Source organism: Rugamonas aquatica, from assembly GCF_009380215.1.
Classification (GTDB): Bacteria; Pseudomonadota; Gammaproteobacteria; order Burkholderiales; family Burkholderiaceae_D; genus Rugamonas; species Rugamonas aquatica_B.
The window spans coordinates 1-280 of the sequence record NZ_WHUG01000061.1 but is presented as its reverse complement, the minus strand read 5'-3'; the positions used below and the strand labels follow the sequence as shown (position 1 = coordinate 280).

1 rRNA gene is annotated in these 280 nt (G+C 42.5%); it reads right to left on the bottom strand.

Annotated elements, in window-relative coordinates:
- Positions 1-110, bottom strand: a 23S ribosomal RNA gene (locus GEV02_RS32660); the annotation flags it as partial.
- Positions 111-280 lie beyond the last annotated feature (170 nt).

Genomic DNA, 280 nt, shown 5'->3' with positions numbered 1-280 from the left:
CTGCGGATCAAAGCTTGTTTGCTAGCTCCCCGCAGCTTATCGCAAGCTACTACGTCCTTCATCGCCTGTAATCGCCAAGGCATCCACCATGTGCACTTATTCACTTGTCCCTATAACGTTAGCCCCTGCGACTAAACAAGGAGCGTTTATAGGAATAAGAAGTACTACGTTGTTGCGTTTGTTGATACATACAATCATTACCCATCGTCTTACGTTTTACCGTAAAACGATCAATAAAAATTTACTTACTTCTTCCAGATTGTTAAAGAACGTACAGCAC